Source organism: Patulibacter brassicae, from assembly GCF_033949425.1.
Taxonomy (GTDB): Bacteria; Actinomycetota; Thermoleophilia; order Solirubrobacterales; family Solirubrobacteraceae; genus Patulibacter; species Patulibacter brassicae.
This window is the reverse complement of the sequence record NZ_JAXAVX010000002.1, coordinates 104,370-127,530: the sequence shown is the minus strand read 5'-3', so window position 1 is coordinate 127,530 and position 23,161 is coordinate 104,370. Positions and strand designations below refer to the sequence as shown.

17 protein-coding genes and 1 pseudogene are annotated in these 23,161 nt (G+C 76.5%); 5 read left to right on the top strand and 13 right to left on the bottom strand.

Annotation, left to right across the window (positions count from 1 at the left end):
* Positions 1-7: 7 nt before the first annotated feature.
* The 8 genes from SK069_RS05565 to SK069_RS05530 all read right to left on the bottom strand — a co-directional run bounded on the left by SK069_RS05565 (position 8) and on the right by SK069_RS05530 (position 7,588).
* The gene (locus SK069_RS05565; RefSeq protein WP_319953204.1) at positions 8-169 is read right to left on the bottom strand and encodes a hypothetical protein; all 162 of its coding nucleotides are present in this window, start codon (positions 167-169) and stop codon (positions 8-10) included.
* A gap of 83 nt (positions 170-252) precedes the next feature.
* Positions 253-1,821, bottom strand: a complete 1,569-nt coding sequence (locus SK069_RS05560) for a glycoside hydrolase family 5 protein (RefSeq protein WP_319953203.1) — start codon at positions 1,819-1,821, stop codon at positions 253-255.
* 83 nt (positions 1,822-1,904) lie between these two features.
* Complete coding sequence (locus tag SK069_RS05555) at positions 1,905-2,201, bottom strand: hypothetical protein (protein WP_319953202.1); 297 nt, start codon at positions 2,199-2,201, stop codon at positions 1,905-1,907.
* Positions 2,202-2,415: 214 nt separating this feature from the next.
* On the bottom strand, positions 2,416-3,102 hold the full coding sequence (locus tag SK069_RS05550) for a phosphatase PAP2 family protein (protein ID WP_319953201.1): 687 nt from the start codon (positions 3,100-3,102) through the stop codon (positions 2,416-2,418).
* A 193-nt stretch (positions 3,103-3,295) separates the two neighbouring features.
* Complete coding sequence (locus SK069_RS05545; RefSeq protein ID WP_319953200.1) at positions 3,296-5,152, bottom strand: sodium/solute symporter; 1,857 nt, start codon at positions 5,150-5,152, stop codon at positions 3,296-3,298.
* A complete protein-coding gene (locus SK069_RS05540; RefSeq protein ID WP_319953199.1) occupies positions 5,152-5,496 on the bottom strand; it encodes a hypothetical protein in 345 nt (114 codons plus the stop codon). Before SK069_RS05540 ends, SK069_RS05545 begins: the two co-directional genes overlap by 1 nt.
* A gap of 80 nt (positions 5,497-5,576) precedes the next feature.
* Entirely contained in the window at positions 5,577-6,377 is an 801-nt protein-coding gene (locus SK069_RS05535; RefSeq protein ID WP_319953198.1) for a LytR/AlgR family response regulator transcription factor, read from the bottom strand.
* Positions 6,374-7,588, bottom strand: a complete 1,215-nt coding sequence (locus SK069_RS05530; RefSeq protein ID WP_319953197.1) for a sensor histidine kinase — start codon at positions 7,586-7,588, stop codon at positions 6,374-6,376. The genes SK069_RS05535 and SK069_RS05530 overlap by 4 nt, the downstream gene beginning before the upstream one ends.
* Positions 7,589-7,781: 193 nt before the next feature.
* Between SK069_RS05530 and SK069_RS05525 the strand changes: the two genes are divergently transcribed.
* Together SK069_RS05525 and SK069_RS05520 are read left to right on the top strand one after the other, a co-directional pair.
* Positions 7,782-8,234: a DUF485 domain-containing protein gene (locus SK069_RS05525; protein WP_319953196.1), complete on the top strand. Its 453-nt coding sequence runs from the start codon at positions 7,782-7,784 to the stop codon at positions 8,232-8,234.
* On the top strand, positions 8,231-9,847 hold the full coding sequence (locus tag SK069_RS05520; RefSeq protein ID WP_319953195.1) for a solute symporter family protein: 1,617 nt from the start codon (positions 8,231-8,233) through the stop codon (positions 9,845-9,847). The genes SK069_RS05525 and SK069_RS05520 overlap by 4 nt, the downstream gene beginning before the upstream one ends.
* A 257-nt stretch (positions 9,848-10,104) precedes the next feature.
* On the opposite strand, the gene SK069_RS05515 is transcribed toward SK069_RS05520, so the two are convergent.
* Positions 10,105-11,094 carry a hypothetical protein gene (locus SK069_RS05515; protein WP_319953194.1) on the bottom strand — a complete coding sequence of 330 codons (990 nt, stop codon included), beginning with the start codon at positions 11,092-11,094 and terminating at the stop codon, positions 10,105-10,107.
* 607 nt (positions 11,095-11,701) lie between these two features.
* Here SK069_RS05515 and acs point away from each other — a divergent pair.
* On the top strand, positions 11,702-13,684 hold the full coding sequence (gene acs / locus SK069_RS05510; RefSeq protein ID WP_319953193.1) for an acetate--CoA ligase: 1,983 nt from the start codon (positions 11,702-11,704) through the stop codon (positions 13,682-13,684).
* 195 nt (positions 13,685-13,879) lie between these two features.
* Here acs and SK069_RS05505 read toward each other — a convergent pair whose 3' ends face one another.
* The 4 genes and pseudogenes from SK069_RS05505 to SK069_RS05495 form a co-directional block, all read right to left on the bottom strand.
* Positions 13,880-14,749: a DUF559 domain-containing protein gene (locus SK069_RS05505; RefSeq protein WP_319953192.1), complete on the bottom strand. Its 870-nt coding sequence runs from the start codon at positions 14,747-14,749 to the stop codon at positions 13,880-13,882.
* A 3-nt stretch (positions 14,750-14,752) separates the two neighbouring features.
* A pseudogene (locus SK069_RS20230) lies at positions 14,753-14,905 on the bottom strand (type IV toxin-antitoxin system AbiEi family antitoxin domain-containing protein); the annotation flags it as partial.
* A 359-nt stretch (positions 14,906-15,264) separates the two neighbouring features.
* Positions 15,265-16,647 carry an FAD-binding oxidoreductase gene (locus tag SK069_RS05500; protein WP_406628262.1) on the bottom strand — a complete coding sequence of 461 codons (1,383 nt, stop codon included), beginning with the start codon at positions 16,645-16,647 and terminating at the stop codon, positions 15,265-15,267.
* Between the two features lie 268 nt (positions 16,648-16,915).
* Positions 16,916-20,362 carry a BTAD domain-containing putative transcriptional regulator gene (locus SK069_RS05495; RefSeq protein ID WP_319953190.1) on the bottom strand — a complete coding sequence of 1,149 codons (3,447 nt, stop codon included), beginning with the start codon at positions 20,360-20,362 and terminating at the stop codon, positions 16,916-16,918.
* Positions 20,363-20,463: 101 nt separating this feature from the next.
* On the opposite strand from SK069_RS05495, the gene SK069_RS05490 reads away from it, so the two are divergent.
* The gene (locus tag SK069_RS05490) at positions 20,464-21,747 is read left to right on the top strand and encodes a TIM44-like domain-containing protein (protein WP_319953189.1); all 1,284 of its coding nucleotides are present in this window, start codon (positions 20,464-20,466) and stop codon (positions 21,745-21,747) included.
* A gap of 181 nt (positions 21,748-21,928) precedes the next feature.
* On the top strand, positions 21,929-23,110 hold the full coding sequence (locus SK069_RS05485; RefSeq protein ID WP_319953188.1) for a hypothetical protein: 1,182 nt from the start codon (positions 21,929-21,931) through the stop codon (positions 23,108-23,110).
* The last annotated feature ends 51 nt before the right edge of the window (positions 23,111-23,161 follow it).

Below are 23,161 nucleotides of genomic sequence, written 5' to 3'. Positions count from 1 at the left end.
TCGTGGGTCAGTGCCCGACGGGGCGCAGCGCGCTGGCGGACGTGCGCTCGGCGCGCGTGCGGAGTCGGCCGTCGCGACGGTCCAGTCGGTGCCCCCAAGAGGTGAAGGCGGCGGCGACGACGACGTTCAGGACGAGCCACGCCGCGACGATGAGGAGCACGAGCGTCATGCGTCCCCGGTCGGTCCCATCCGGCTGCGACCTGATCTCGACCGCCGCGGGTGGACGATCGTACGAGCCGGCGGGGAGGCCGCTCACCCACCGGCCCGCGCGAGCGCCACCTCGTGCTCGCCGTCCCCGACCGTCACCCGCAGCACGCGACCGCCGATCCAGGCGGCGGCCGACGCCAGCGGGGACGTGGCGGTCACCGCCTCGACGGCGCCGGCGGCCGCGGCCGTCCCGTCGACGGTCAGCGTCGGCGACGCGCCCCGCTCGAGCGGGCGGGCGCCGGTGGCGGCGCCGTCCCACAGCTCGACGACGCCGGCGCCGGTCGTGCGCACCCGCAGCGTCCCGCCGCGCCACGCGACCGAGGCGATCGGCGCGCTGCTCGAGCGCACGCGGGCGCGACCGTAGTCCTGGGCGATCTCGGTGCCGCCGCGCAGGCCGCCGCCGGCCGTGAGCACGCCCCAGCCGTAGTCGCGCGAGGGATGCTGCTTCCAGACCCAGACCATCCCGCCCGCGCCCAGGGCGTCGAGCTGGTCGAGCGTCGCCTCGCGGTCGCGCTCCCAGTCGCCGCCGATCGTCCCGGCGGCGCCCGGCAGCTCGGTCGGGGCCAGGGCGGCGCCGTAGCGCTCCGCCTCGTCCCGGGCGCGCGCGAAGCTCGCGGCGATCCGCGCCGGCGTCCCGGAGCCGTTGCGCCCGTTGTAGACGTCGGTGTAGACGTGGGGGCCGTAGACGAGGCCGGGGTCGTCGCTGAAGCGCGCCGCCGACGGGTCGTCGTCGGTGTGGGTGCGCGTCGCGGACCCCTCGAACCAGATCGGCCCGTCGTAGCCGGATGTGCGCAGGCGCTCGATCGCCCGCCGGTAGAAGGGCCACAGCCGCTCGCGGTAGAACGTCGCCACGTCGGAGGGCTGCAGCGACGCGCGGACGGGGTCCACCGGCTCGTTGAAGAGCTCGATCCCGGCGAGGGCCGGCCCGAGGTCCTCCCCCACGTCGGCGAGGGCCACGAGCGCGTCGCCGTAGTGCGCCTGCAGCGTCCGGCCGGTGCCCGGGACCGTCGCGTCGTCGAAGAACGCCCGCGCCGCCGCCCGCGCCGCCGCGCTGCCGTAGTAGTCGTGATCGGTCGAGCCGCCGGCCGTCGAGGCGCCACCCGTCAGCTGCGCCCAGCGGGGCGCGCCGTCGCGCTCGTCGCGCGTCGGGCCGAGCCCCGCGCCGTAGCGGTCCTGGTGGAGGTCGAGCAGGACGTGGATCCCGCGGTCCGCGAACCGCCCCGCCGCACGGCGGACCTCGTCGAGGTACGCCGCGTCGACGGCGCCCGGCTGCGGGACGATGCGCGACCAGGAGACGGCGAGCCGCACGACGGTGAAGCCGAGGGCCCGGGCCTGCTCGGCGTCGCGGTCGGTGACCGGGACCGTCCCGTGCGCGCCGCCGTAGTCGACGAGCGCGTTGACGTTCGCGCCCCGCAGGAACGCCTGTCGTCCGTCCGCGGTGCGCAGCACCGCGCGGTCGCCGTCGCGGGCGACCCCGAGGCGATCGCCGGACGTCAGCGGCGTCGCGGCCGACGGCGGCGGGTCGGGCGGCGCCGGCGGCGTGCTGCCGCCGCCTCCCCCGCCCAGGCCGAGGAGGCCGAGGATCGAGGCGAGCAGTCCCAGGAGCGCACCCATCGAGCACGTGAGCCTACGTCTCCGGCGTTGCGCTTCCGATCGGCGGATCGTCCGATGCTGACAGGCCGCCGGCCTGGACGCCGTCAGTCGCGCGAGCGTGCGCGCTCGCGGCCGCGCGCGGGGTACAGCGCCGGATGCAGCGCCCCGACCACGACGACCGCGGCGACCCCGACGACGATGAGCGCCACCGGGAGCGGCAGCGGCAGCACGAACTCGCGATCCACGTGCGGGGCCAGCAGCGGGAGGAGCGGCAGAAGGAGGCTCGTCACGACGGCCACGACGACCGCACCGGCGTGCACGGCACGTCCCAGCCGCAGGACGAGGCCGTCGATCCCGGACGGGGCGACGCGTCGGGCGGAGTCTTGGGCAGCGGTGTACATCGTTTCTCCCCTCGGGCGGCACTCTATGCGGTCCGGAGGTCGGCGTACACCGGTGTCCGTCGAACGCGCCCGTCGCCCGCGCGGGCCCGCTCGCCCGACCCCTACCCGGCGGGGACGGCCCGCATGCTCCCGGCGCGCTCGACCCCACCGGGCGCCCGGGCCCGGGGTCGGAACGCGTCGGGCCCCGCCCGTCGCGGCACCGGCGCGGCGCTGCTCAGCCCGTGGGCGGAGCGGCCCGCGACCGCGCGGCCCACCGGTCGACGAGCAGCGCGGCGACGAGCAGCCAGCCGAGGCCGAGCAGGTACCCGCCGAGCACGTCGCTCAGCGCGTGGGCGCGGATCGCGATCCGGGAGGGACCCATGAGCAGCAGCACGAGTCCCGCCGCGGCGACGAGGTCCGGCGCGCGCCGGCGCACCCCGAGCAGCACGAGCGCGCCGAGGTACGTCGTCGCCCAGGCGACGTGGCCGCTCGGATAGCTGCCGACGTGGTGGAACGCCGCGTCGATCTGCGGGATCGGGCTCGGGCCGAACGCCGCCTTGAGGACGTCGGCCCAGAGCGTGCCCGCGGTCGCCAGCACGACGAGCGCCGCCGCCCGGACGCCGAGGCGGCGGCGGACCGCCCAGGCCGTCAGGACGAGCAGCGCCGTCGCCGGAACGGGGGTGCCGACCTCCGAGAGGAGCATCGAGACGTGCCACGCCTGGTGCTCGAGGCCGCCGTTCGGTCCGATGCGGCGCGCGAGGAGGAAGAGCTCGCCGGGCAGCGCGCCGATCCAGTGGTGCCAGGCGACCGGCAGCGCGATCGCGGCGAGCAGCGCGATCGCCAGCGCCAGCACGAGGCCGCGGCGTCCCGGCGCGATCAGGGGCGGCTCGGCGCGGGCGGCGGTCGTCGGCGGATCGGGCACGTGCGGAGGGACCCTACGCGCCACCCGCGCCGAGCACGAGCGTCGGGGTGCGCCGTCGCGGGAGCGCCCGCCGCTGCCCGACCGCGCGACGGCCTCCCCGGCCGCGCCATCGCCGGCCGGCGGCGTCGTCGTGGCGGCGGCGCACCCGCGGGCTTCCGCGCGGCGCCTCCGGCCCCTCGCGGCGGCGGCCGGGTCAGCCGGCGCGCTCGGGCGCGTGCATCGCGCGCATCGCGGCGGCGACCTGCGCCCGCGGCAGTGGCTCGTCGCGGCGGGAGACGAGCCACATCGTGGCGAACGCCAGCGGGACGGAGACGACCGCCGGCTGGGAGAGCAGCGACTCCTCCATCGCCTCGCCGCCCGCGAGCGCCGCGACGATCCCGGCGCTCGCCACCGCGCCGCCGGCGAGCATCCCGGCGAGGGCGCCGCGCGGGGTCAGGCCCGTCCACCAGATGCCGAGCAGCAGCAGCGGGCAGAACGTCGACGCCGCCAGCGCGAACGACCACGAGACGAGGATCGTGATGTCGAGCCCTCGCGCCGCGATCGCCAGGAGCGCCGGCACGACGATCGCCGCCAGCGCTGACACCCGGAAGCGGCGCCGGCGCAGCGCGGCCGGATCCTCCGTCGCCGGATCGAGGGTCGGCGTCGACGGACCCCGCGCGAGCGGCGCGGACCGCCGGCCGCCGGCCGCCGCGCCCCGGCGCAGGCGCGGCAGCAGGTCGTAGGCGACGGTCCCGGCGGTGGAGACGAGGAGGCCCGAGGCCGTCGAGACGAAGGCCGCGAACGCGCCGGCGGCGACGACCGCCACGAGCGTGCGCCCCGTCGCGTCGTCGAACACCGCCTCGGGCAGGCGCAGCACGACGAGGTCGGTCTGGCCGGTGACGTAGAGCTCCGGCACGAGCACCCGCCCGAGCAGGCCGTAGACGACCGGGAAGAGGTAGAAGACGCCGAGCAGGCCGAGCACCCGCACCGTCGTGTGGCGCGCGGCCGACCCGGTCGCGTTCGTGTAGAAGCGGACGAGGATGTGGGGCAGCCCCATCGTCCCGAGGAACGTCGCGACGAGCAGCGAGTAGAGGAAGAGCGGGCTGCCGCGCCCCTCGCCGCCGGCGGGCCGCGCCCACTCCTGGCCGGTCTTCGCGGTGATCCCCTCGGCGACGGGCAGCGTCGCGCGCGGCGGCAGCACGAGCGCGCCGGCCGGCAGCCGCGCCGCGTCGCCCGCCGGGACGACGCGGACCGCCCCGACGCGCTCCGGGGGCGCGCCCTCGCGCGCGCGACCCGCGTCCGGGACGGCGCGCGCGAGGGCCGGCGCGTCCCGCAGCTCCTCGTCGGCGACGACGCGCACGCGGACCGTCCGGGGGAAGACGACGGTCGTCGGCTCGGCGAGGCGGATGGTGAGGCCGCGGTCCCCGACCGTGGGCAGCTCGCGACCGAGCAGGGCCGCGCGCTCGGGCAGGCCGCCGAGGTGGACGACCATGAGGCAGGCGGGCAGGCTGATCGCGACGATCTTCACCCAGTACTGGAACGCCTGGACGTACGTCACGGCCCGCATGCCGCCGAGCGCGACGCTGCCGACGACGACCGCCGCCGCGAGCACGATCCCGGCGGTGTAGGGCACGTCGGCGACCTCGCCGAGCACGAGTCCCGCGCCGCGCAGCTGCGGCACGACGTACAGCACCCCGATCGCCAGGACGATGAGCGACGCGACCGTCCGCAGGCCGCGGTCGCCGAGCCGGACCTCCACGAAGTCGGGCAGCGTGTACGCCCCGGAGCGGCGCAGCGGCGCGGCGACGAACAGCAGCAGCGCCAGGTACCCGGCGGTGAACCCGACCGGCAGCCAGAGCGCCGCGAGGCCGGAGCGCATCGTCAGGCCGGCGACGCCGAGGAACGACGCGGCCGAGAGGTACTCGCCCGAGATCGCCGCCGCGTTCCACCACGGGGTGACCGCCCGGCTGGCGACGAAGAGGTCCGACGTCGTGCGCGCCCACCGGACCCCCCAGGCGCCGATGCCCAGGGCGCCGGTGGTGACGGCGACGATCGCGCCGATCGCGAGCATCAGCGGCGGGAGCCCGGCGCGTCCGGCGGACCGGGCTCGGGCTCCTCGTCCTCGGCGACGAGCGCGAGGAACGCCTCGTCCAGAGCGTCGGCGCGACGGACGTAGAGCCAGGCGAGCGCGACGAGCAGCGGGTAGGGGGTCAGCAGCAGGAGCACCGGCCACGGCACGCCGAGCCAGGCGTCGTCGTCCAGCGCGGGCAGCGCGAGCGCGACGAGCGGCAGCGCCGCGAGCAGCCCGCCGCCGGCGAGCGCCGCGACGCCCGCGAGCGACAGGTGCGCCCGGCGCAGGCGATCGAGGAAGAGCTGCGCGTGCGGCGTCGCCTCGTCGAGCTCGCGACGCGCCACGGCGGGCGCGCTGCCCGGCGGTCGGGCTGCCCGGCCGGGACCGCCGCGCCAGGCCGGCGGGCGTCGGGCCCGGCGCCGGCTCACACCCGCAACCTCCGGCGCAGCTCCGCGACCTGCCGACGGGCGACCGGGACCTCGTGCCCGCCCGGGAAGCGGAGGGTCGCCGTGCCGCCGAGCTGCGGGTCCAGCTCGGTGGCCCGCTCGAGGTTCACCACGTACCCGCGGTGCACCCGGACGAAGCCGTGGGCGGCCCACCGCTGCTCGAGGTCCCCGAGGCGCGCGCGCAGCAGGAAGCGCCCCTCCTCCGTGTGGATCCGGACGTAGTCGCCGTTGGCCTCGAGGAAGAGGATCGTGCTGCGGCGGACGAGCCGCGTCCCGCCCCCGCGGAGGTTGTCGACCGGCACGAGGTCGCCGCCGGCGTCGGGCTCGCCCGAGGCCCGTCCGGCGACCGACGGCTCCTCCCCGGCGGGCGCCGCGGGCGGTGGCGCCGCGGTCGGCCGCGTGCGGGCGGCGACCCGCTCCAGGGCCCGCTGGAGCCGGCTCGCCGCGACGGGCTTCAGCAGGTAGTCGACCGCGTCGAGCTCGAACGCCTCGACCGCGGCCTCCTCGTAGGCGGTGACGAAGACGACGGCCGGCGGACGGGCGAAGCGCCGCAGGACCCGCGCGAGCTGCACGCCGTCGAGGCCGGGCATGCGGACGTCGAGGAACAGCGCGTCGAGGCCGTCGGCCTCGGCGGTCACGAGCTCGAGCGCCTCGGCGCCCCCGGCCGCGGTCCGGACGTCGCGCACGAGGGGCGAGGCCCGCAGGAGCCGCTCGAGGTCCTCGCGGGCGGGCGCCTCGTCGTCGACGGCGAGCACGCGGAGGGCCGCGGCGTCGCTCATCGCGCGCCCTCGGCCGCCATCTGCGCCCGGACCTCGGCGCGGAACTTCGGGACGGCCATCGTGACGGTCGTCCCGTGCTGCGGATCGCCGCTCACGCGCAGACCGTATCCGTCGCCGAACGACGCGCGCAGGCGCACGTCGACGTTGCGCAGACCGATCCCGCCGCGGCCCGCGCCGGCGAGCACGGAGCGCGCCGTCTCCGCGTCGAGGCCCGGCCCGTCGTCGAGGATCCGCAGCACGACGTCGCGGTCGGCGTCGACGCCGCTGATCGTCACGGTCCCGGGCCCGCCGTCGGCGCGCTGCTCGACGCCGTGGCGGACGGCGTTCTCCACGAGCGGCTGCAGCGAGAGCACCGGGACGGCGGCCTGCAGCGCCTCGGGGGCGACCTCGACGCGCACGCGCAGCCGGTCGCGGAAGCGGGCCTGCTCGAGCCGCAGGTACTTCTCGACGTAGTGCAGCTCGTCGGCGAGCGTCACGTAGCTGCGCTGCTCCCGGAAGGCGTAGCGCGTGAAGGCCGCGAACTCCGTCAGGAGCTCGCGCGCCTCGTCGGGGTCGGTGTGGATGAGCGACGCGATCGCGGCCATCGCGTTGTAGACGAAGTGCGGCGAGATCTGCGCGCGGAGCGCCTTGAGCTCGGCGGTCGAGGCCCGCTCCTCGCGCTCGGCGAGCACGGAGAGGCCGACCTGGGCGGAGACGAGCGACGCGGTCTCCCCTACGACCCGCGCGTCCTCCGCGCGCACGCGCCCGGGCGGGAAGAGCGCCAGCAGCGTCCCGACGCGCTCGTCCCCGACGCGCAGCGGGGCGAGCACCCCGGCGTGCGTGACGTGCCTGCCGCGGTCGCCGTCGTCGCGCAGGTCCAGCACGCGGACCCGGTCGCCGGCGTCGCCGACCTCGTCCCGCAGGCCGGACGGCAGCGGCTCGCCGGCCGTCAGCGGCGCGTCGCCGTCGACCGCGAGCACGACCTCGGCGTCGAGCAGGGCGACGGCCGGTGCCTGGGCGAGCGCCCGCACGTGGCGGACCGTCCGCTGCGCCGTGCGCGAGGTGAGCCCGCGCCGCAGCTCGGGCAGCATCGCCGCCGTGTGGTGCAGGGCCTCCCGCATGGCCTCGTCGCCGGGCTCGAGCAGGCGGCGGTCGTGGCGCGCCAGGCGCAGCAGCGCGAGCGCCGACACGGTCAGCGCGATCCCCAGCAGCATTCCCAGGACGACCGCCACGACTCCTCGCGGCGATCCTACGCGCCGTCCCCCGCCGCGCGCACCCGTCGGCCTGCGCGCCGGCGTGTGCGCCCGGTCACACGAGCGCCGGATCGGTCGCCGCTCGACGCCTTCGAAGCGCCGTTCGTCGCGGCCGTCGCCCCGACAGGCGCACGCCCCGGACGACGAGCGGCTCCCGGTGCACGGTGACGCCATGACCGACCACCAGCCCGCGGCCGCGTCGCCCCCCGGCGCCGCGCCCCCGCCCGACGCGACGTCCGAGCCGACCTGGCAGCGGGTCGAGCGGACCGCCGCCTTCCAGGAGCTCGTCGCCCGCAAGCGCCGCTGGGTGCGCCCCGCCACCGCGTTCTTCCTCGTCTGGTTCCTCGCGTTCGTCCTCGCCGCCGGCTATGCGCCGGACTGGATGGGCGGCGAGTTCCTCGTCGACGGGCTGACCGTCGGCTACGTCTTCGCGCTGACGCAGTTCGCGATGACCTTCGGCCTCGCGATCGCCTACGTCCGGCGCTCGCGCGACGTCTTCGACCCGCTGCGGGAGCAGGCGCTGCGCGAGGGCGGCGACGGCGGGCTCGGCGTCCCGGCCGGCGGCGGGCCGGTCGGCGACGACGGGGGCGCGGTCTCCCCGACCCGGCCGGAGGCGGTCCGATGAGCCGGCTGGCCACCGCCGACGGCGTCAACTGGGTCGCCGTCGGGATCTTCGCGATCGTCCTGGGCATCACCCTCGGCATCACGTGGTGGGCGAGCAAGCGCACCACCTCCAGCGCGGAGTTCTTCACCGCCGGGCGCGGCATCACCGGCGTCCAGAACGGCTTCGCGATCGCCGGCGACTACATGTCGGCCGCGTCGTTCCTCGGCATCGCCGGGCTGATCTTCCTCTTCGGCTTCGACGGCTTCCTCTACTCCGTCGGCTTCCTCGTCGCGTTCCTCACCGTGCTCTTCCTGCTCGCCGAGCGGATGCGCAACTCGGGCAAGTTCACGATCGCCGACGTCCTCGCCTTCCGGCTGCGCCAGCGCCCCGCGCGCGCCGCCGCCGCGTCGGGCACGCTCACGGTCGCGTCGCTCTACCTCATCGCGCAGATGGTCGGCGCCGGCGTCCTCATCCAGGCGCTGATGGGGATCAGCTTCCAGCTCGCCGTGCTGCTCACCGGCGTCTTCATGCTGAGCTACGTGATCCTCGGCGGGATGCTCGCGACGACCTGGGTCCAGATCGTCAAGGCCGTCCTGCTCATGACCGCGACGACGATCCTCACGATCCTCGTGGTGATCAAGGTCGGCGGCAACCCGCTGAGCCTCTTCACCGACGCGCGGGACAACCACCCCGACCCCGCCAACTACCTCTCGCCCGGGCTGAAGTACACGAACCCGATCGACACGGTGTCGCTCGGCCTCGGGCTCGTGCTCGGCACCGCCGGCCTGCCGCACATCCTCGTGCGCTTCTTCACCGTCCCGACGGCGAAGGCCGCGCGCACCTCGGTGGTCTGGGCGATCGGGCTGATCGGCGCCTTCTACCTCATGACCACGGCGCTGGGCTTCGGCGCGCGCGCCCTGCTCGGCTCCGCGCCGCTGGAGAGCGGGCAGATCGATCCGGCGGGCAACCTCGCGGCGCCGCGGCTGGCGGAGTTCATCGGCGGCGGCGCGGACACCGTCGGGGGCGAGCTGGCCCTCGCGATCGTCGCGGCCGTCGCGTTCGCGACGATCCTCGCGGTCGTCGCCGGGCTCGTGATCTCGGCCTCCGGCGCCGTCGCCCACGACGTCTGGAACGGGATCGTCAAGCGCGGGAAGGCGAGCGACAAGGAGGAGCTGTGGGCGGGTCGCGTCGCGGCGCTGGGCGTCGGCGTCATCGCGATCGCCATCGCCGTGATCGGCGGCGAGGGCCTGAACGTCTCGTTCATGGTCGGCCTCGCGTTCGCGGTCGCCGCGTCGGCGAACTTCCCCGCGCTGCTGCTGGCCCTGACGTGGAAGCGCTTCAACACCGCGGGCGCGGTCACCGGCGTGGCCTTCGGCATCGTCTCGGCGATCTTCCTCATCATCGTCAGCCCGGGCGTGTGGCCGGGGCCGGACGGGTCGACGGGCCTGAACGACTCGGGCTCGCCGATCGGCTGGACGCTCGGCAACCCGGGCATCGTGTCGATCCCGCTCGGCTTCCTCGGCTGCTGGCTCGGCACCGTCCTGTCGAAGGACGAGTCCTCCGGGGAGCGGTTCGAGGAGCTGCAGGTCCGCGCCGAGACCGGTCTCGGCGCCGAGGAGGCGGTGGCGCATTGAGCGCCGCCCCGAGCGGCCGTCCGGTCCGCGTCGCGCGCGGGCCGGAGGCCGGGGCCGACGGGCCGTCCGCCGACGAGCGGATCGCGACGGAGCGTCGCAGCGACGCTCCGTCGACCGACCCGGGCGGATGCCGCGACGACGTTCCGGGAACCGCTCCCGGAGGTCGCCGCGGCGGTCTGCGAGCCGGCCCGGAGCCCGGCGACGGTGACGCGCCCCGGTGGGCGGGGCGCCGGGCCGGCGCCCCGCGGTGTCCGGCCTCAGCTGCCGAAGGCGTACTCGACGGCCTTCTCCGCGTTGCGCAGGAGGATCGAGACCTTCGACACCGTGGCCGAGGAGGCCGTCGTGTCGGTGGCGCTGGAGATCGTCCGGAACGTCGCGTCGAGGATCAGCGCGGCGTCGAGGTTCGCCTTCTTCGCCTGCGCGTCGGCGGGGGCGGGGTTGACGCCCGCGCCGTCGGCGATGGCGGTCTTCACGGCGCCCCAGGTGGTGGCGCCGGCGGGCAGCACCTCGGTGCCGTCACCCTTGCGGATCGCGGAGGTCGTCGTGACCGCGGCGGCGTCGTTCAGCGTGACGTCGCCATCGCCGCTCGGCGTGATGTAGACGGTCGTGTAGTCCCCGCGGTAGTTGCCGGCGCGCCGGGTCGCCTCGTCGCCGCCCGTGCTGTTCTCGAAGAGCCCGCCGCGGTAGTAGATCTCGACGCCGAGCACGGCCTTGCCGGTCTGCGTGTACTTGACCTCCTTGAGCGTCGACAGCGAGGTGCCGCGCGCGATCGGCAGGCGCACGCCGGCGACGCCGGTCTTCGCGTCGATCTTCACGCCCGCGTCGGAGAACGAGATCGTGCTCCCGTCGTCGGTCGTGTCGTACCAGGGGGTGAACCCGAAGAGCTGCGCGGTCTGGGAGGTCACCTTCTTCGGGTCGAAGCTCGCGCCGGCCGGACCGGCTGGGCCCTGGGCGCCGGTCGCGCCGCGCGCGCCCTGAGGACCGGCGGGGCCGGCCGGACCGGTCGCGCCGGCGCCGCCCTTGGCGCGGATGAGGTTCTGCGTCCCCCGGCTCAGGTCGCCGAGGGGGATCGAGCGCGACTTGATGTCGCTGCCGGTGAGCGACCCGTTCTTGATGTCGGCGCCGGTGATCGAGCTGTTCTTGATCTGGCTGCCGGTGATGAGCCGGGCAGCGGTGGCGGCGGAGCCGCTGAGCAGCACCGCCACCACGGCGGCCACCAGCACGACCCGCAGGTTCTTCGTGGACACGATCGGTCCTCCTACCTCTCCAGGGGGGCTGGAACAGGGGCCGCGCCGGTGCCCCCCGGGCTCGCGTGCAAGCGCCGGCGCGCCACCGACCGTACGCCCGCGAGGCGATACCCGTACGGGATCGTTCGCCGATCGGCGACGGCCTCTCGGCGGTCGGCGGCGGCACGCTGGCCACCGCGGCGGACGCGTCACAACGAACGATCGATGCGAGGCCTCCGCGCGTGCGAGTAACCAACCGAACCGCGGCGCGGCATCGTGGCGCGACCCCGGCGCTCCGGTCGGTCCTCTCCCGTGCGGCCGCCCGTGCGACATTCGTCCACGAACGTCCGTTCACCGCGGATCGCGGCCGACGGGCCGCCGTCCGCGTGCCGTCGACCGGGCGCGCCGGCGCGCGCGACCGCGGCCTCCCGCGACCGTCGCGTTGCCCTTGCCGAGCGCCGGCGCGCCACCTTCCCCCGATCGGGGGCGCGTGGCCCCCGGCCGCGCGGATGCACCGCCCGAGCGCCCGATCCCGGGCGCGACCGGGTGTAGGTTCGAGGACGAGCGCGGTGGGTCCGCCGGAGCGGGCCCCGCGTGCGTCCACCCAGTCGGAGAGAGCGACCACGAGATGACGACGAAGAACGCGCGTGAGCTGACCGAGGCCTCCGTCGAGGCCCGCCTGGCCGAGCTGCTGCAGCAGGAGCGCTTCGCCCCCCAGGAGGCCTTCGCGGCGCAGGCCGAGATCACGGACCCGGAGATCCGGGCACGGGCCGCGGCGGACCCCACGGCCTACTGGGCCGAGCAGGCCGGGCGGCTGCGCTGGTCCCGCGCCTGGGACCAGGTCCTCGACAGCAGCGAGGCGCCGTTCTACCGCTGGTTCTCCGGGGGCACGATCAACGTCTCCGACAACTGCCTGGATCGCCACGTCGAGGCCGGGCGCGGCGACAAGGTCGCCTACCACTGGCACGGCGAGGAGGGCGAGACCCGCGACATCACCTACGCCTGGCTGCTGGAGCGGACGGCGCGGTTCGCCGGCGCGCTGCGCGAGCTCGGCGTCGGCAAGGGCGACGTCGTCGGGATCTACCTGCCGATGATCCCCGAGGTCGTGGTGGCGATGCTCGCCTGCACCCGGATCGGCGCCGTCCACAACGTCGTCTTCGGCGGCTTCTCCGCCGGCTCCGTCGCGGAGCGGATGGAGGTCTCGGGCGCGAAGGTCCTCGTCACCGCCGACGGCGCGCGGCGCAAGGGCAGGACCGCCCCGATCAAGCCGTCGGTCGACGAGCACATGGGCCCCGAGGCGGTGCCGTCGCTGCAGCGCGTCGTAGTCGTGCGCAACACGGGCATCGACGTGCCGATGACCGACGGGCGCGACGTGTGGTTCGACGAGGTCCTCGAGGCCGCCGACGCGGTCGACCCGGAGCCGATGGACGCCGAGGCGCCGCTGTTCATCCTCTACTCGTCGGGCTCGACGGCGAAGCCCAAGGGCATCCTCCACACCACCGGCGGCTACCTGACGGGCGCCTCGACGACCCACCGCCAGGTCTTCGACCTGCACGACGACGACGTCTACTTCTGCTCGGCCGACGTCGGCTGGATCACCGGCCACAGCTACATCGTCTACGGGCCGCTCGCCAACGGCGTGACGTCGGTGATGTACGAGGGCGCGCCGGACTACCCGCACAAGGGGATCTGGTGGGAGCTCTGCGAGCGGCGCGGGGTGACGAAGTTCTACACCGCCCCGACCGCGATCCGGGCGTGCATGAAGTGGGGCGTCGAGCACGTCGCACCGCACGACCTCTCCTCGCTGAAGCTCCTCGGATCGGTCGGCGAGCCGATCAACCCGAAGGCGTGGCTCTGGTACTGGCACGTCGTCGGCGGCGAGCGCTGCCCCGTCGTCGACACGTGGTGGCAGACGGAGACCGGCGCGATCGTCATCACGACGCTGCCCGGGCTCGACGCCGCGAAGCCCGGCTCGGCCGGCCTGCCGCTGCCGGGCTACGAGGTGCAGGTCCTCGACGCCGAGCAGGGCGGCGTCGTCGAGGAGGGCGAGGGCCTGCTGGCGATCCCGCGCCCGTGGCCGTCGATGCTGCGCACGCTGTACCAGGACCCCGATCGCTACGTCTCGACGTACTGGGACCGGTTCGGCCCCACGACGTACTTCGTCGGCGACTCCGCCCGCCGCGACGCCGACGGCTACACCTGGGTCATCGGGCGCGTCGACGACGTGATCAACGTCTCCGGCCACCGCCTGTCGACGGCGGAGGTCGAGTCCGCGATCGTCGCCCACCCGGCCGTCGCCGAGTCGGCGGTCGTGGCGAAGGCCGACGACCTGACCGGCCAGGCGATCGTCGCCTACGTGACGCTCCAGGGCGGCACGGACGCGAGCGCCGACGTCGAGGCCGAGATCAACGCGACGATCGCCGACCGGATCGGCAAGCTCGCCCGGCCGAAGCGGATCGTCTTCACCCAGGACCTGCCGAAGACGCGCTCGGGCAAGATCATGCGCCGCCTGCTGCGCGACATCGCCGAGGAGCGCGACCTCGGCGACACGACGACGCTCGCCGACCCGTCGGTCGTCGACCAGCTGCAGCAGCGCTGGCAGCAGGGCTGAGGCACGGGGACGAGCGGGGCCGGGAGCGCGCGGGAGGGGCGACCCACCCAGGTGCGCCCGCCCCCCTCCCGACGACTCGAGTCACCCAGGACCCGAATCCCGTCGCAAACGACTCGAGTCGCTCAGGACCGGGACCCCGTCCCAGACGACTCGAGTCACCGACCACAGGATGCTGGGGAACTGGTCGCCCGCCGGTCAGACCTCGACGAAGCGATCGACGACGGGACGTCCGTCCCACCCCCGGTCACGGGCGATCGCATGAACCTGCTGGCTCAGCCGACCCGGGTCTGCGAGCTGTGCCGCGGTCGCTCGAACGGTCAGCCATCCCATCGCCGCGAGCTCCGCGTCCCGGTCGGCGTCACGAAGCCTCCCCTGCGTGGTGTCGTGCCCGTCGGCGCCATCGCCCTCGAGCGCGAGACGCAGATGGCGGCATCCGAAGTCGACGATCCGCAACCCGCGGTCGGGCGTTCGGAGCTCGAGCTGGGGAACCCACGGACCGACCCGGAGCTCGTGCGCGATGAACCGCGCGAGGTCTCCACCCACCGGACCGTCGCCCAGGAGCGTCACCGCGAGCTCGGGATCGGCGCGTCGCAAGCACCGAGTCCCGGGGTGGGTCGGGGTGGCGCGGAGCGCCGCCCCCATCTCCGCCGGATCGAGCACCTTCCGATACTGCGCCTCGCGGAGGAGCCGGCGCAGGTGGCGCGGCGTGACTTCGGCGGCGACCTCGAGCAACGCCCGGGCAACCGTGAAGGAGGGGACGCCCATGATGGTCGTGTGCTCCGCCGGGTCCATCCGCAGCCGACGGTGCCCGCGAACACCCGGCAGGCGACTTCCCCGTCGGGCACCGACGACGGTGACATCGACCGCGGGTGGTGCGTAGTCGATGACCCCGGCCAGGCGGAGGGTCGTCCAGTGGCTCACGCGGTACCGCGGGTCCAGGAGCAGGACCTCGTCCAACGACGGAACCCGCAACGACGCGGTCGCCTGGGTCCGATCGGCGCCGACCCCGAGCAGTCCCGCGAACGCGAGTCCCGCGTCGCTGGTGCCCGGTTGGAATCCGTACACGGCCCGAAGGACGCGAACGAGCACGCCGGATCGGCACCGGCTGACGATCGTGCTGTCGGCGAGCCCGGCCGCCCGCAGCTGCCACAGGGAGATCACCCCGTGCTGCCGGGCTGCGACCTCCCGGATCAGGACTTCCGTCGGCCGTCCTCGGGTCATCGCTCGAGGATCCCGAGTGGGTCGTTCCGTGGGGCGGACGCGTCGCGTCGATCGTGCACCGCAACGGCGTCGGTACACCGCCACGGGCTCTCCCTCTCGACGACTCGAGTCACCCAGGACCGGAATCCCGCTCCAAACGACTCGAGTCACGTAGAACCCGGAATCCCGTCCCGAACGACTCGAGTCACCCAGGACCGGAATCCCGCTCCAAACGACTCGAGTCACCCAGGACCGGAATCCCGCTCCAAACGACTCGAGTCACCCAGGACCGAGAGCCCGTCCCAGACGACTCGCGTCACCGAGGACCGGGAACCCCGCCCCGGACGACGCGCGTCACCCGGGAACGGGGAGGCGGCGGGTCAGGCCGGGGCGCCGGAGCGCACGACCTGGCCCACCGCGAGGACGCCGCGGGGGTCGTGCTGGGCGGCGAGGGTCGCCAGGTGCGCGCGGGTCGGCGCGTCGTAGCAGCGGTCGTTCACCGCCGGATCCGGGCTCGGCGCGAAGTTCGGCAGGCGCCCGCCCGTCGACCAGGGCTCGAGCGCGGCGGCGAGCGCCGTCGCGTGGGCCGGGACGGCCTCCGCGACCGGCGGCGCGAGCACCCCGATGGTGCACAGCGAGAACGCGGCGTCGCGCTGGCAGAAGGCGCTCGCATGGCGCGGCGCGCGGGCGAGCGCGCCGCCCAGCAGCCGCAGCTCGACGATCACCTGGGGCGAGCCGGCCGCCGGGCCGGCGGCCGCCAGCAGCGCGTCGACGGCGTCGTCGGGCAGCGCCCGCAGGAGGGCGTGCCCCTCGTGGACCGGCATCGGATCGACCGGATCGGCGTGGATCGCCCCGAGCGCGGACGTCGGCAGCGGGCCGACGGCGTCGATCAGCGGGGTCGCGACGGCGCGGAGCTCCTCCAGCAGCGCCGCCGCCGCGTCGTCCCCCGCCACGCTCGCGAACCGCACCGCGACGGTCGGGCGCCCGGCGAGCGGCTCGGGCACGGCCGGCAGCGGCGGCAGCTGCAGCAGCGCGATCGACGTGTCGGCGTGCTCCGGGAGGGACGGCGCCCAGCGCGCCCAGGTCCGCACGACGGCCTCGGCGTCCGCCCCGTCGAAGTACACGGCGCCGCCGTGGACCTCGCGCAGCGGCAGGAGCTCGAGCTCGACGGCCGTGACGATGCCCAGCGTGCCCTTCCCGCCGCGCAGGCCCCAGAAGAGGTCGCTGTGCTGCTCGGCCGTCGCGCGCAGGATCCGGCCCTCGCCCGTCACGACCTCGATCGCGCGGACGCGGTCCGCCGACAGGCCCTGGCTGCGCACGAGCGGACCGATGCCGCCACCGGTGAGGAACCCGGCGACCCCGACGCCCGGGGCGGACCCGCAGAGCGGGACGAGCCCGTGGGGCGCGGCGGCCTCGATGACCTGCTGCCAGACGCAGCCGGCGCCGACGCGCGCGGTGCGGCCGACGGGATCGACCTGCAGGTCGGTGAGCGCCCCGGTGTGCACGAGCAGCACGTCGTCGGCGTCGAGCGGCAGCGCCCCGTGCCCCGTCCGCTGCACCGCGACGCGCAGGCCGTGCTCGCCGGCGAAGCGCACGGCCTCGGCGACGTCGCGCGGGCAGCGCGCCGCGACGACGGCGGCCGGCCGCACCGGAATCGCGACGTTCCAGGGCTGGGCGGCCGCGTAGCCCGGCTCGTCCGGGAGGGCGAGTCGCCCGTCGAGGCGGACGCGCAGCGCATCGAGCGGGGCGTCGGCGCCGCGCAGCGGCGCGGCGGGCGCCAGCGGCGCGGCGGGCGCCAGCGGGGCGTCGGGGCGGTCGGTGGACGGGTCGGACGGGACGGTCGGCACGGGGCGCTCCTGGCGCTCGGCGGGGGCGGTCGGACCGACCGTCCCCGCGACGGGAATCGGGACGACGGCACCCTCGCCGACCCCGCTTGGCGCGTCCTTGGCGTGCTCTTGGGGCGGCCGGCGCTGCCGGCGACCGCTGCGCGGCGAGCCGGGCGACGACGGGGTCCGGCGCCGACGACCGCGCTCAGGCGCCGAGGGCGGCGAGCGCGCGGTGGGCGCGGGCGACGGACGGCCGCCCGCCGGTCCGCTCCGCGAGCTCCCGGGCGCCGTGCAGCAGCGCGAGCGCGCGATCGCGTCCGCCGGCGAGCGCGTGCAGGCGCCCGAGCGCGAGGTCGACCGGCCCGACGGTCCCGACGTGCCCGATCGCGGCGATCCGGCCGGCGAACGGCTCCAGCAGCGCGATCGCCCGCTGCGCGCGGTCCGCCAGCCCCGCGTCGGCGATGGCGTGCGCGACGAGCACCGCGTGCCCGAGCGTCAGCCAGACCCAGGGACGCGGCGCGTCGAGCCAGCGGTCGACCGCCGCGCCGGCGACGTCCCGCTCGCCGCGCTCGGCGGCGATCGCCGCGATCCAGGCGTCCTGCTCCGGCGCGTCGCCGGGGTCGGCGTCCCGCAGGCCGCCGCGCTCGCGCTGCAGCGCCAGGGCGGACAGGGTCCCGGCGCCGGCGTTGTAGAGCTCGGTCTGCCCGTGGACCCGGCGGGCGATCGCGAACTCGCGGGCGGCGAGGTCGTGCTCGCCGCGCCACGCGGCGAGGTTGCCCTGCATCCACCGCAGCTGGATCCGCACGACCTGCAGGCGCCGCAGGTCCGCCTCGTTGACCGCCTCGGCGACCACGCGCGTCGCGCCGGCGACGTCGCCGAGCTGGAACCGGTCGAGGCTCGACGTCGCCCGGGCGATCGTCGCGTCGAGCCGCGCGCGGTGCGCGGGGTCGTGCAGCAGCGGCGCGTCGCCGAGTCGCGGGCCACCGGCGTCGCCGTGACGGTCGCCCTCCTCGATCAGCGCGTTGGCGATCGCGAGGCTGCGCTCCGCCTGGTGGGTCACGCCGGTGTAGGAGACGAGCCGCGCCAGCCGGGCGTCGGCGAGCACCGCCGGGTCGCCGAGCTCCTCGGCCCGCGCCAGCGCCTCGGCCGTGCGCCGGTCGGGCACCGCGCCGTCGGGGTCGTAGCAGGTGCCGACCGCGGCGGCCGCGAGCACGCGGACGTGCGCCACCGGGTCCTCGCGCACGAGCGGGGCGACCTGCGTCAGCCGGTCCTGCAGCGCCGTGGTGTCCTCGCCGTAGGAGATCCAGGGCCAGGCGCCGGCGGCGCGCAGGACGGCGGACGCGAGCGCGCCCGCGGTCGGCCAGCGTCGCTCGCGAACGGCGTCCAGCAGCGCGGCGTCCACCCGGTCCAGGAGCGTCTGGTAGCGCCCCGCGCGAGCGAGCGCCGCGATCTGGGCGACGCGCAGCTCGTCCTCCTCGGCGACGGAGCGCTCGGCCGCCGGCCGCAGCGCGGACGCCCGCAGGGCCGCGGCCCACCACTCCGCGGCCGTCTCCGCGCTCCACCGCTGCTCGGCGACCGCCGCGGCGGCCCGGCAGGCCCCGAGCGCCTCGGCCGGATCGACGTGGGGCAGCGCCGCGAGCAGGTGGTGCGCGCGGCGGCTGATCGCGTCGCCGTCCGCGTCGCCGGCCAGCGCGCCCGCGATCCGCGCGTGCAACCGGGCGCGGCGCATCGTCGGGATCCCCTCGAGCAGCTGCTGGCGGAGCAGGCCGTGGGCGAAGGCGTACCCGCCGGTGTCCGGGCTCACGACGAGGACGTGCTCGTCGGCGGCCTCGTCCAGGAGGTCCGCCAGCGCGTCGCCGTCCATCCCGGTCGCCGCGGTGAGCGAGTCCATCTCGATCGCGTCACCGGCCACCGCGGCGGCCCGCAGGACGCCGACGACCTCGGGATCCAGGCCCGCCAGGCGTCGACCGAGCACGGCGCGGACGGCGAGCGGCACGTCGCCGCGCGCCCGCTCCGCCGACGGGAGCCGCGCGTACTCGCGGACGAACAGCGGGTTGCCGCCGGTGTGCAGCGCCAGCTCGGTGACCTGCTCGGCGCTCAGCGACTCGCCGGCGATCCGGCGGGCGAGCTCGCCGACCTCCGCGACGGCCAGGGGACCGACGCGCAGCTGGACCCCGCCCTCGCGCGCGACCGCGGCGAGCAGCGCCTGCGCGACGACGGGGTCCTCGTCGTCGCGCAGCGTGAGCGCCACGACGAGGGGCAACCCGCGCAACGCGGCCGCGAGATGCGTCAGGCAGCGCACCGAGGTCTCGTCCGCCCACTGGACGTCGTCGACGACGATCGCGAGCGGGCCGTCGCCGGCGGCGCGCTCGAGCGCGCCGGCCACCCGCTCGTAGAGGACGAAGCGCGCCGCGTCGGTGTCGACGCCCGACGGCGGGACGAGCAGCGCATCCGGGTCCTCGCCGAGCGCCCGCACGACCTGCCGGATCGGCCACCACGCCGGGGCGCCGTCCTCGTCGGAGCACCGACCCCAGGCCTCGCGCCCGCCGGCCGCCCGGGCGCGGGCGGCGATCTCCTCGGCCAGGCGGGTCTTGCCGATCCCCGCCGGGCCCGCGAGGACGACCCAGCGCGTGCGGCCGGCGCGCGCGTCGTCGAGCACCGCCCCGAGCTGCGGCAGCTCCCCGCCGCGCCCGACGAGCTCGTCCTCGACCGCGGCCGCGCCGTCCGACAGGACGGTCGGGGGCGCGTCGGCGGCCGGGACCGTCCCCGGTCGCTCGGCGACGGGCGGCTCGACGTGGAGCGGCTCGGACGGCGCGGCGTCCGGCGCGGCGGCGTCCGGCCGCGGCCAGTGCGCGACCCACGACTCCTCCGCGAGGATCGCCGCCTGCAGCTCGCGCAGCTCGCGGCCCGGCTCGAGCCCGAGCTCGGCGTCGACGCGCCGCGCGTGCTCGCGGTAGCGCTCCAGCGCGTCCCCGGTCCGCCCGGCGGCGTGGAGGGCGACCATCTCCAGCCAGCACCCGCGATCGCGCAGCGGGTGGGCGGCGCGGAGCTCCTGGGCGGCGGCGGTCGCGCGCGCGGCGTGTCCGAGCGCCAGGAGGGCCGCGATCCGCGCATCGCGGGCCTCGGCGCGCAGCTCCTCGAGCGCGGCCGCCTCCCCCGCCACCCACGGCAGCTCGCCGAGCTCCTCCAGCGGCGCGCCGCGCCACTCCGCGAGGACCGCCTCGGCCCGCTCCAGCAGCGTCGGCCACGCCCTGGCCGCCCCGGCCTCGCGCAGCGCCGGCATCGCCGCCTCCACGCGGGCGAGATCCAGTCGCGCGGGGTCGACCGTCAGGACGTAGCCCGGCCCGCGGCGCACGATCGGCGGCGTGGCGCCGGCGGCCTCTCGCAGCGCCCGCCGGAGGTTCGAGACGTAGGCCTGGATGCTCGCGGTCGCGCTCGGCGGCGGCGCGTCGCCCCACAGCGCCTCGGCGAGGCGCTCCGTCGTGACGACCCGGCCGCGCTGCAGCAGCAGCAGCGCGAGCACCGCGCGCTGCTTCGGTGCCCCGAGCGGGATCGGGGCCGGCGTCCCGTCGCTCCAGCGCTCGGCGGCGAGCGCTCCGAGCAGGCGGTAGGCGACCCCGTCGGCGAGCGTCGTCTCGAGGGCGTCCGGCATCCGTGCGGGAACCTAGCTCGCCGCGCGCGGAACGGCGAGGGCACGTCGACGCCGTCGCGCCACGTCCGCCGGCGCCCGGCGACGTGGCAGCATGCCCGCCCATGGCCCTGCCCGCCGCCCTCGCCCCCGTCGCGACGGTCCTCGCCCAGGCCGGCGGCGGGTCGTCCGGCTTCTCGAGCGGCGGCGGAGGCGGGGGCGGCGGGTTCTCCTCGTCCGGAGGCTCGGGGACCGGGGGAGGCTCGCTCGGCGCCGGCGGGGTCGTGCTGATCGTCGGGTTCCTCGTCGTCCTGGGGCTCGTCGCGCTCCTGCAGGCCCGCGCCCGCCGGCAGCGCGCCGCCGCGCGGACCGCGCGCGACGAGCGCACGCGCGCCGCCGCGGCCGAGGCGGCCGCCGACGACGAGGACTTCGACGCCGAGGGGCTGGCTGCGGCGGCCGGCGAGCTGTTCACGGCCGTCCAGCGCGCGTGGGACGACCGCGATCGCGACGCGATGGCGCGCCTGCTCGGGCCCGACCTGCTCGAGGAGTGGCGCCGGCGGCTGGACGACTTCGACCGCAAGCGCTGGCACAGCCGGGTGCGGGTCACCGCGACGCCGGAGGTCCGGCTCGTCGGGCTCGTCAACCGCGCGGCCGACGCGGACGACCGGGTCGTGGCCTTCGTGAGCGCCGACATCGAGTCCTGGGTCGTGCAGCCCGGCGGCCGGAAGCTCTACCGCGACGGCGCCGACTCGCCGGAGATGCGCCTCGAGCAGTACTGGACGCTCGGCAAGCGCGGCGACGACTGGATCCTCCTCTCGATCGAGGAGGAGGCCGAGGGGCGCCATCACCTCGAGAGCGCGCTCGTGGCGACCCCGGAGGCGGACCCGACGCTCGCCGGGCGCACCCGCACCGAGCTGGCGGTCGCCGACGCGGCGGGCGACGCCGGCGAGATCGCGCGGCTCACGACGATCACCGACGACGCGCGGGCCGCGGCGCTGGACCTCTCGCTCGTCGACGACCGCTTCAGCCCGGACGTCCTGACCGTCGCGGTCCAGGAGGTCGTCGCCGCGTGGATCGAGGCGATCGACGGCGCCGACGAGGCGCTCGAGCGGCGCGCCGACACGGGCGCGGTCGCGCACCTGCTCTACGGCGACGACGCCACGCGGCGGGTCCGCACCGTCGTGCGGGGCCTGCGCGTCACGGCGGTCGAGATCGACGGCCTCGACGGCGCCGCGACGCCCCCGACGATGAGCGTCGTCGTCCGCTACGCCGGCGCCTGGTACCGCGAGGACCGCGACACCCAGGCGGTCGTGGCCGGATCGCGCGAGCGGCCGACGGACCGACGGGAGCGCTGGACCCTGGCGCTCGTCGACGACGCCGAGGTGCCCTGGCGCCTCGTCGCCGCCTGACGCCCTCCGCCGCGCCGACGGGCGCGCCTCCCGAAGGGCCGCGACGCAGCGCGCGCCGCCCCGGCGAACGCGTCGCGGGCGCGCCCGACGACCGTCCGGACGTCCAGCGCCGGCCTCGGATGTCCGTCCGCCGTCGCGCGCACGGGGCGTCGCGCGCGGGACGGCGGCCGATCCCCGTGGCGTGCCCTCGACCCGCGCCATCCGACCGTCCCGCCGCGCGGCCGCCGTCGCCCTCGGCCTGACCGCCGCCCTGGGCGTGCCCGCCGTCGCCCACGCCGCCGACCCGCTCGTCTGGTGGGAGGACGGCGAGCAGCAGCTGCTCGGCCGGACCCCCTCGGGCGGGATGCCCAACGGCGTGGCCAGCGAGCCGACGTTCTCGCACGACAGCCGCAACAACCGCTGGATCGCCTTCACGTCGACCGCGACGAACATCGACGGCCCGGTCGCGGCCGGGCGACGCAACGTCTACCTCGTCCAGCGCGGCGGCGCGATCAAGCCGTGGGCGAACCCGTGGCAGTACGGCAGCACGCGGCTGCTGACCGTCGGTCGCGGCGGCGCGCCGGCCGACGGGGACTCCTGGGGCCCCTCGATCTCCGGCTTCACCGGCCCGAAGGACAAGCCGGAGGAGGCGCGGATCGTCGCGTTCGTCTCGACCGCCACGAACCTCGTGCGCGGCGCCGGCGACGGCCGCACGCCACGCGCGTACGTCGCGAGCGTCCGCGGCGGCGGCATGCGGCTCGTCCGGGCGCCCGGCTGGGTGACCGGCGTGGAGGTCAGCGCCGACGCGCAGCGCGTCTTCGTCACCACGACGCGCGGGCTCTACGTCGAGACCGGGCGGCGCGTCCGCAAGATCGCGAGCGGCAGCGGGATGGCGCACCCGGCCACCACGACGCGCGGCTACCAGGTGGCGTACGAGCGTCGCGGCAACCTCTACCTCACGACGGTCGCCAGCCGACGCACCGTCCTGCTCGGCCCGGGCACGGACCCCGACGTCGACGCCGGCGAGCCGAACGGTCCGCGGCGGGGCTTCGTCCGGGCGCTGACCTTCAGCCGCGACGGCGGGGCGTTCCGGATGTCGTTCTCCGGCTCCCGGACGAAGATCGAGCAGTTCGGGGTCACCCAGACGGCGTCGAAGGTCAACAGCGGCGGCTCGACGACCGCCTTCGGCGAGGGCCGCCAGGTCCGGCTGCAGGTGCGCCTGCTCGACGGCGGCGACTACGGCGGCTACGTCCGGCCGCAGGGCGTCTGCCCGCTCGGCCAGGGCGACGTCACGAGCGTCGCCGTGAGCACGCGCTACAACTACACCGCCTTCACCTGCCAGGGCGGCGGGCTGTTCGGCTTCTACGTCGGGCCGTACGAGTAGGCCGCACGGGGCGCGGGCGACGGGACGCCGGCGGCACGCGACGGCGGCGCG